Consider the following 8,555-nt stretch of genomic DNA (forward strand, 5'->3'; position numbering starts at 1 on the left):
GCATCGCTCAACGGATCGGGCCGCTGGATTCCGGATTTCCTGAACCTGCAGACCGCCATCGACAACTCGCGCCTGAATCAGACGTACAACACGCCGTCGCTCTCCACGCTCATCACCCTCAATGCGCAGGTGAAGTGGCTCAACGAGAGCGGCGGGCTCGCGTTCGCCACGGCACGAACCGCTGATTCGGCCGGGCGCATCTACTCCTGGGCCGAGGCGTCGCCGCTCACCACACCTTTCGTACAGAACCCCGACGATCGGTCGAACGTCATTGCGACCATCGACTTCGCGGACTCCGTCGACGCCGCAAGGGTCGCCCGGGTGCTCCGGGCCAACGGTGTCGTCGACGTCGAGCCCTACCGCAAGCTGGGCCGGAACCAACTCCGCATCGCCACGTTCGTGGCCATCGAACCGAGCGATGTCTCCGCGCTGCTCGAGTGCATCGACTACGTGGTCGGGCAGCTTTAGGCAGCCGTCCGCGCCGAGGTTCGGGGCCGCCTGCTATCCGGCGGCACCCGGTAGCCGGAGGGCGGCGATCATTTGACCTGCCGGATCCGTCGGCTGCGCTCCGAGCCGACGGCTGATTCCGTCGGCGGCGTCCCTGCAGGCAGCACCCAGGTCGGCGAGGCGTTCCTCCGGTACGCGATAAAAGGGTGCCGCGATCAGAACGGCCGCCACGACAGTCCCGCGGTGGTCGAGGACCGGAGCTGCGACGCCGACCTCCTCCGGCGAGGTCTCGCCGAAATTGTTGGCATAGCCGCGTTCGTAAACCCCGCGCAGGCGTGCCACGTAGTCATCGATGGAGCCGGCCCTGGGTCCGCCGAGATCCACGGTTCCGGCGGCGAGCAGCTTGCGTACCGACGCTTCTTCCTCGAAGGCCAGGAAGACCTGGATCGTCGCGCTCAGTGCCGTCGCATAGCGGCTGCCCATGGGTGAGGTGTGCTTGACCTGCTTCTTGCTGGGTATCTGCTCCACGGACACCGACTCGGAGCCGTCCCAGATGTTGAGGGCTGCCGTTTCGCCGGTGGACTCGGCCAGCTCCTTCAGCGTCGGGAAGGCGACCCTGCGCACATCGAGGTTGGCCAGCAGTGGACCGGCGATGGCGATCAGGCCCATGCCGAGCCGGAATTTGCGGGACAGTTCGTCGCGTTCGACGATCCGTTCCTGTTCGAGGGTCGCCAGAATGCGCGAAACACTTGACTTGTGCAGCGCCACCTGCGCCGCGATCTCGGTGACGCCGAGCAGCGGGGCGTCCGTCGTGAAACAGCGCAGAACCTGCACCACGTTGACGATCACCGAAGCGTTTCTCGGCTCGGCGTTCGCGTCGTTTGCCTGGTTGGGCATGATCCCACTCCTCGATATGGCGGTGGAGGACGGCAAGACCTGCAAACAGACCTTGCCGCCCTCCGCCTCTCCGGGGAGAGATTCCCCGGGGCCCCGCTGCTAGCAGGGGATGATGTTGTTCTCCGGCCCGAAACCGAACTTGGTGATGTTCTCCGCGCCGGACTCGTTGACCACGAGAATATCGTGTTCACGGTAGCCTCCTGCACCCGGCTGACCGTCCAGGACGGTGATCATCGGCTCCATGGACACCACCATGCCGGGCTCCAGGACGGTATCGATGTCCTCGCGCAGCTCCAGTCCGGCTTCACGTCCGTAGTAGTGGCTGAGTACGCCGAAGGAGTGTCCGTAGCCGAACGTGCGGTTCGCGAGCAGGCCGCGATCCACGTAGATCTCATTGAGCTCGGCGGCAATGTCCTTGCAGACAGCTCCAGGCTTGATCAGCTCCAGGCCGCGGCGATGGACGTCCACGTTCACATTCCACAGCTCGAGGCTGCGCTCGTCCGGCTCCCCCAGAAACAGGGTGCGCTCCAGTGCCGTGTAGTAGCCGCTGGTCATCGGGAAGCAGTTCAGGGAGAGGATGTCGCCGCGCTGGAGCTTCCGCGTCGTCGCCCAGTTGTGCGCCCCGTCGGTATTGATTCCGGACTGGAACCACACCCAGGTGTCCCGGATCTCGGAGTCGGGGAACGTCCGCGCGATCTCGTGCACCATCGCCTCGGTCCCGATCAGGGCGACCTCGTACTCCGAGATCCCTTCGCGGATGGCGGACTTGATCGCTTCGCCGCCGAGATCACCGATGCGGGCACCATGCTTGATGACCTCGATCTCCTCCGCGGACTTGATCATGCGCTGGCGCATGGCGTCCTGCGCGACATCGACCAGGGTGGCGCCGTCGAAGGCCGCCTGGATCTTGTTCCGGTTGTCCAGGGGCAGCGAGTCGTCCTCGACCCCGAGGCGCCGAGCAGCCACGCCGCGCTGGCGAAGCGCCTCCTCAATGGCATGGATGTAGTTGTCGCGGCGCCAGTCCGTGTAGACGATGTTCTCGCCATAACTGCGGCGCCAGGGCATTCCGGCGTCGATGTTGGCTGTGACGGTCACCGTGTCCTCGGCGGTGACGACCATTGCGTACGACCGCCCGAAATAGGTGAACAGGAAGTCGGAGTAGTACTTGATCGACTGGTAGCTGGTCAGGATCACCGCATCCAGCTCCTTGGCCGCCATGATCCGGCGCAGACCGCCGAGGCGGCGTTCGAACTCGGCGTCCGAGAACGTCAGGGGCGACTTCTGGCCATTATGCAGGACCTTCAGGCGCTCGAGCCCGGCGACGCTGGTGGCAGGTACGGAAATGCTCACGGTGTTCTCCTTCATTCTTGCGGTTACTTGGTTGCGGGAAAGTTGTTGGTCAGCGTTGCTGGAGTGGCTTGCGGCTGGTTTCAGCGGAGCATGCGACGGCGATCAGCGAGATTGCGGCAGCCCCCATCAGATACCAGGCGGGCGCGAGGTTGCTCCCGCTGGTCGCGATCAGGAGCGTCGCGACGAAGGGTGCCGTGCCGCCGAAGAGGGCGTTGGACACGTTGAAGCTCACGGCGAACCCGGAGTAGCGGATCTGGGTGGGGAACATTTCCGCGAGGAAGCTGGGCAGTGTTCCGTCATTGAGGGTCAGCATGGCGCCGAGGAGGATCTGGACCAGGATGATGACCAGGAAGTTCCCGGTATCGAGCAGCATGAAAGCCGGCGCCGTGAGCAGGATGAACAGCACCGAGGCGCTGATGAGCACCCTCTTTCGCCCGTAGCGGTCCGACAGCATGCCGGTGACGAAGATGAAGCCGATGTAGGTCACAAGCGCGACTGTCGTGGCGACATAGGAGGCGGTCTCATCGAGACCCAGTTCCTGGGAGAGGTAGGTGGGCATGTAGCTGAGGATCACGTAGAATCCGACGGCGTTCAGCAGCACCGCCCCGACTGCCTGGAGCAACTGTCGCCAGTGGTCGCGAAACATGGACCTGACCGGCGCCTTGATGACGTCGTCCTCCTCTGCCAGTTCGCGGAACGCCGGCGAATCCTCGAGCCGGGTCCGGATATAACGGCCGATCAGGCCCATGGGTGCGGCCAGGAGGAATGGTAGCCGCCATCCCCAGTCCTGCATCTGGTCGGTGCTGAGGAGGCCTGTCAGGAGCGCGGCGAGGAGGGAACCCAGGAGCAGCCCGGTCGCGGTGCTGGCCGGAACGACGGCGGCGTAGAGGCCGCGCCGGTTGGCCGGCGCGTACTCGACGAGGAATGCCGATGCGCCCGCGTATTCACCCGACGCGGAAAAGCCCTGGACGACGCGGATGATCAGCAGGAGGATGGGTGCCCAGATGCCGATGGTCTCGTAGGAGGGGATCAGTGCGATGCAGAAGGTGGCTCCGGACATGATCAGGATCGACCAGGACAGCGCGGTTCGGCGGCCGATCCTGTCGCCCAGGTGCCCCCAGATGAAACCGCCCAGGGGGCGGACCAGGAATGAGATGGCGAACAGGGCGAACGTCAGCATGAGTCCCGTTTGGGGATCCGACTCCGGGAAGAAGACAGCTGTGATCGTCACCGCGAGGTAGCCATAGACCGCGTAGTCGAACCATTCGACGAAGTTGCCGATGAAGCTCGCGGCGACGACCTTGTTACGGGTCTTCCTGCCCACTCCGGCCGGGTCGGGCCGATCCCTGCCACTGAGGGTGGGGCCGAGGTCCTGAGGCGAGTCCGAGGTACGGGCGATTCGTGCGGAACCCTCGGCTTCCGAACTGCCGACCGAAGGTTTGGAGCTCTGAGTCATGTCAACCACCGAAAGTATGAGTTGCATTGAACGCAACGGGGTTGCACCAGACTATGAGTGGTCCGCGTCACTGTCAAGCACCGGGCTCTCAGCCCGCAAAAGAGGGCACGCTACGACTCCAAACCTGCGAGTCGAAGGCGTGGCCTCTGGGGTCGAGCACTCCAGAGGACAGCCCTGATGATCCGTTCGAAGCTGGTGATGTGCTCCAGCGCCAACCCTCCCACCCGATCCGCATCTCCAGCGGCGATCGCATTCAGCAGGTCGACGTGTGATGTGCATCTGGGGTTGGTGGATCTGCGGAACTCCCGCGCTGGCGACCCACGGTTTCGCCGAAGAGGCTGCCCGGTGGCAATATGGCCTGCAAAATCACCATCAGCCGCTCCAACTGCCTGTGGGCCCGCCCCGATGCCGCGTTGCCGGAACTCGTCCACGCACAGGAGAGCACACCTGTTGGAGGAACAAAGTGAGCCCCGCGGAGCCCGCAGCACGGCAGGCAGGACGCCTCGACGTGGACCTGGTTCACGGTCAAGGCATCGACAGGTCCACCACGATCGAGTTCACCCTTGACGGGGTGGAACTGAGCACCCATCCCGGCGACACAGTGGCCTCGGCAGCGCTGGCCGCGGACAGGATTGCCTGCGGCGCCTCGATGTACCGGAAGCGCCCGCGTGGCATTTTCTCCGCCGGCGTCGAAGAGCCCAACGCGCTGATCAGCGTCGCCTCGCGCTTCCCCGGGCAGGTGGACGAGTAGATACTTCCTGCGACCGTCACCGAGATGACCAGCAACCGGCACCACCCTTGACTGTGGGGCGCGTCACTGTAAGACTCCCTGCAACCGTGTTGTGCATATTGCAACTAAAAATCTGCAGTACGGTATTCCTCCCCATCGAGAAGACCACTCACAGCCGACCGGTCGCGGTCGCCCATTGAAAGGGACGCTGGCATGTCGATCCACGAACAAGAGAAACCAAAAAGCGGGTCAACGCCGTATGCTCCTGAGGGCGTTGCGGCTACCTCCGACGAGGCAGAGGCAGAGGCCGCGACCAGCAGGCACAGGCGATCACGGCAAGTCGAACTCCCCCGGTTCCGCGGGCGGATCACGCCCCCTCTTGACCGCGCGATCATCAAGATCGTCCCCCCGGTCCTGATCGTCGCCCTCATCGTCGCAGTGACCCTGGATCCAGCCGGAGCAGCCGGCGTGATCGGAGAGCTTCGCACTTTCGTCACCTCAGGTTTCACCTGGCTGTTCGTCCTTTATTCGGTCATCGCACTCGCTGTCTGCTGCTGGCTGTCCTTCAGCAGCGTCGGCAAGGTCCGCCTGGGTGGCCCCAAGGCCAAACCCGAACACAGCAGCTTCGCGTGGTACTCCATGCTTTTCGCCTGCGGTCAGGGAATCGGGCTCATCTTCTGGTCGGTTGCGGAACCGATCATGCTGCGTGACGAGAGCCCGGTGGTTCCCGCTAACGGGAACCCTGCAGAGGGCGGCATCGTGTGGACGTACTTCCACTGGGGCCTCACAGCATGGGCCATGTACTGCGTCGTTGCCGTCTGCCTGGCGTATTCGCACCACAACCTCGGAAAGACCCTCACCTTCCGGGAAGCGACCGTCGACATACTGCCCAAGCGGATCCAGCGCGGCTCCGGCGTGATCGTCGAGCTTCTCGCGATCATCGCCACAGTCCTGGGGCTCGCTACGTCTTTCGGCTTCGCGGCCCTGCAGTTCACCTCCGGCGTGTCCTCGTTCACGGGCGTCCCGCCCAGCATCGGCCTCTGGATCGGCGTGATCGTCGCGCTCGGCGGACTGACCGCGGTATCCGCCTTCCTCGGCGTCAACAAGGGCATGAAGCGGGTCAGTGAGGCCAATTCGATCCTGAGTATCGTCCTGGTGGTGGCGGTGTTCGTTTTCGGTCCGACGATCTTCATCATCTCGAACATCTCCCAGACGTTCGGCTCCTTCTTCTACAACTTCATCCCGATGAGCTTCTGGACCGACGCCCCCACGTCCTCCACGCCGCTGGGCAGCTGGCAGGATAGCTGGAACGGTTGGTGGACCGTCTTCATCTGGTGCTGGGTCATCGCCTTCTCGCCATTCGTCGCCGGATTCATCGCACGGATCTCCCGTGGCCGCACGATCCGCGAATTCGTCATCGGCGTGACAGTCATTCCCTCCCTGATCGTGATGATCTGGGTCGGCGTACTCGGTTCTGCGGCCATCTTCTACGACGACGCATCCGAGCGCTCGATCTCCGCGGACGTCGCGGCCGATACCTCCAGCGGCCTGTTCTCCATGCTCACCATGGTTCCGTTCGTCGGAGGAGCGCTGCTGGTGATCGCCACCATCCTCGTAGCGACCTACTACGTGACAAGCCTCGACTCCGGCACCTACGCACTTGCGGAGTTCGTCTCGGCACCGAAGAAATCAGGCCCCTGGTTCAGGGTGGTCCTGGTCGTCAGTATCGCCTCGGTGGCCTTGATCCTGCTGACCATCGGCGGAACCGCAGTGGTCGACACAGTACAGACCGGCACGATCATCGGCGCATTCCCCTTCTCGTTCGTGATTCTCCTGATGATCGCCAACCTCATCAGGCGACTGAAGAATCGGGACAAGGATGTCAAGCGGCTCGAGAGGGAAGTCAACGATCCGCATCACCGCGAGGAGGACGATCCGGCGGACGGGGACGACTTTCCGGTAGCCCACCGACGCGACGCCTAGCCCAGCATTTCGCTGCCGGCGCGGCGATGAGTCCGCGCCGGCCCCAGAACCGATGCCGGGAGGCACGCCATGACGTCAGAGAGGTTCCCCACCGCACCCAGGCCGTCCAGCGTGCAGATGTCGGAGACGGACGCCCATACCTTCAGAAGCTGGCTGCAGACCGGCTCCGGCACCATCGTGGTTCCTGTCGGCGCACTGGAGCAGCACGGCCCGCATCTGCCGATGGGCACCGACGCCATCCTGTCCACACTGATCTCCACCGCCGTCGCCGAGGCCGTCGGCGCCCTGGTTGCCCAACCTGTCACCTACGGCTACAAATCACAGCAGAAATCAGGGGGAGGCAACCATCTTCCCGGTACCACGAGCCTGGATGCCGCCACGCTGATCGGTCTGACACGGAACCTGACGGTTTCCCTGTTCAACCAGGGCGTTCGACGAATCGTCTTCCTCAACGGGCATTACGAGAACTACCAGTTCCTCTACGAGGGTATCGACCTTGCGCTCACAGAACTCGGCATCAGCGCCGGCGACGATCGGTGCGTCCTTCTGTTGTCCTACTGGGACTACGTAGCAGAGGGAACGCTGGCCACCGTCTATCCCGACGGCTTTCCCGGTTGGGCGATCGAGCATGGCGGAGTGCTCGAGACATCGCTCATGCTCCACCTGAAACCGGAGCTCGTCGAACTCGAGCGGGCCGTCGACCACCAGCCGGCGGAGCTGCCCAGGTTCGACAGGCTTCCGGTAGTTCCCTCCCGCACTCCCGCGAGCGGGTGCCTCTCCGCGCCCACCGGCTCGGATGCGGAAAAGGGCGAGCTCCTGTTCCATCAGGTCGTGGAATCGCTGACCTCCGACCTCGTCTCCGAACTCAGCCCCACCGGGTACGCCTAGAAGCGGTCAGTACCCGTCGCCCGCAGCGCCACCGATACGCAGGCGACGGGGAACCGAACGGTCGTAACGCAGCCGCACGTCGTGGTACCGCCACGCCCAAAGGATGCCGACGGCGGCCGCGATCAGACCCGCCGCGGCGGCCACCCCCAGGCTCCAGCGGGGACCGAAGGCATCCGAGACCCAGCCCACCACGGGCGCACCCAGCGGGGTGCCACCCAGGAAGATGGCGAAGTACAGCGCCATGACCCGCCCGCGCATTCCCGGCTCCGTGGTGGTCTGGACGTAGGCGTTGGCGCTTGTCATCAGTGTCAGGGCGAACAGTCCCACCGGAACCAGGGTGAGGCCGAAAATCCACAGCGTCGGTGCTACGGCGGCCGCTGCGCAGGCAAGGCCGAACGCTGCCGAAGCACCGAAGATGAAGCGGAGCCGAGGCCTTGCCCGGCGTGCGGAGAGCAGCGCCCCCGCCACGGAGCCCACCGCCATCACCGAGGAGAGGAGCCCGAACACTCCGGCGCCCTGGCCGAACTCGGTGCGTGCCATCGCGGCGATGTAGACGGCAAAATTTAGTCCGAAGGTACCGACGATGAAGATGGCCAGCATCACCACCATCAGGTCCGGCCGGTCGAGGACATACCGGAACCCCGCCCGGATGCGCCCCCTGCCGGGTGGAGCCTTCGGCTGGGGCCGGAGCTCGGAGGACCGGATGACCAGGAGCACGTAGACCATGGCCCCGAACGTGACTGCATTGATCAGGAACACCCAACCGGGCCCGACGCCGGCGGTCAGCAGGCCCGCCACGGCGGG

The 8,555-nt window shown here is 64.5% G+C and carries 7 protein-coding genes and 1 pseudogene; 4 read left to right on the top strand and 4 right to left on the bottom strand.

Translation table 11 applies throughout. The features are described from left to right. Nucleotides 1–468 (top strand): annotated as a pseudogene (locus tag Y705_RS17785) (phosphoserine transaminase); the annotation flags it as partial. A 33-nt stretch (nt 469–501) separates the two neighbouring features. On the opposite strand, the gene Y705_RS17790 reads toward Y705_RS17785, so the two are convergent. The 3 genes from Y705_RS17790 to Y705_RS0105990 all read right to left on the bottom strand — a co-directional run bounded on the left by Y705_RS17790 (nt 502) and on the right by Y705_RS0105990 (nt 4,150). Further along, nucleotides 502–1,344, bottom strand: coding sequence for an IclR family transcriptional regulator (locus tag Y705_RS17790; protein WP_049822352.1), 843 nt, complete (start codon nt 1,342–1,344; stop codon nt 502–504). A 99-nt stretch (nt 1,345–1,443) separates the two neighbouring features. After that, entirely contained in the window at nt 1,444–2,709 is a 1,266-nt protein-coding gene (locus Y705_RS0105985) for a M24 family metallopeptidase (RefSeq protein WP_049822353.1), read from the bottom strand. 34 nt (nt 2,710–2,743) lie between these two features. After that, nucleotides 2,744–4,150: an MFS transporter gene (locus tag Y705_RS0105990; RefSeq protein WP_081737838.1), complete on the bottom strand. Its 1,407-nt coding sequence runs from the start codon at nt 4,148–4,150 to the stop codon at nt 2,744–2,746. Nucleotides 4,151–4,613: 463 nt separating this feature from the next. Here Y705_RS0105990 and Y705_RS23025 point away from each other — a divergent pair, with 463 nt between their 5' ends. From Y705_RS23025 to Y705_RS0106005, 3 genes are all read left to right on the top strand, one after another. After that, a complete protein-coding gene (locus tag Y705_RS23025) occupies nt 4,614–4,901 on the top strand; it encodes a 2Fe-2S iron-sulfur cluster-binding protein (protein ID WP_026532203.1) in 288 nt (95 codons plus the stop codon). 192 nt (nt 4,902–5,093) lie between these two features. Next, nucleotides 5,094–6,863, top strand: coding sequence for a BCCT family transporter (locus tag Y705_RS17795; RefSeq protein ID WP_081737833.1), 1,770 nt, complete (start codon nt 5,094–5,096; stop codon nt 6,861–6,863). A gap of 69 nt (nt 6,864–6,932) precedes the next feature. After that, nucleotides 6,933–7,751, top strand: a complete 819-nt coding sequence (locus Y705_RS0106005) for a creatininase (RefSeq protein ID WP_026532204.1) — start codon at nt 6,933–6,935, stop codon at nt 7,749–7,751. Between the two features lie 6 nt (nt 7,752–7,757). On the opposite strand, the gene Y705_RS21135 is transcribed toward Y705_RS0106005, so the two are convergent. Next, a partial coding sequence (locus Y705_RS21135) for an MFS transporter (RefSeq protein WP_155849953.1) occupies nt 7,758–8,555 on the bottom strand: 798 nt, incomplete at its 5' end.

Source organism: Arthrobacter sp. H41 (assembly GCF_000520535.1).
GTDB lineage: Bacteria > Actinomycetota > Actinomycetes > Actinomycetales > Micrococcaceae > Arthrobacter_D.

Coding starts and splice junctions, on each gene's coding strand:
- Y705_RS17790 (WP_049822352.1), bottom strand. CDS start 1,344: ATGCCCAACCAGGCAAACGACGCGAACGCCGAGCCGAGAAACGCTTCG.
- Y705_RS0105985 (WP_049822353.1), bottom strand. CDS start 2,709: ATGAAGGAGAACACCGTGAGCATTTCCGTACCTGCCACCAGCGTCGCC.
- Y705_RS0105990 (WP_081737838.1), bottom strand. CDS start 4,150: ATGACTCAGAGCTCCAAACCTTCGGTCGGCAGTTCGGAAGCCGAGGGT.
- Y705_RS17795 (WP_081737833.1), top strand. CDS start 5,094: ATGTCGATCCACGAACAAGAGAAACCAAAAAGCGGGTCAACGCCGTAT.
- Y705_RS0106005 (WP_026532204.1), top strand. CDS start 6,933: ATGACGTCAGAGAGGTTCCCCACCGCACCCAGGCCGTCCAGCGTGCAG.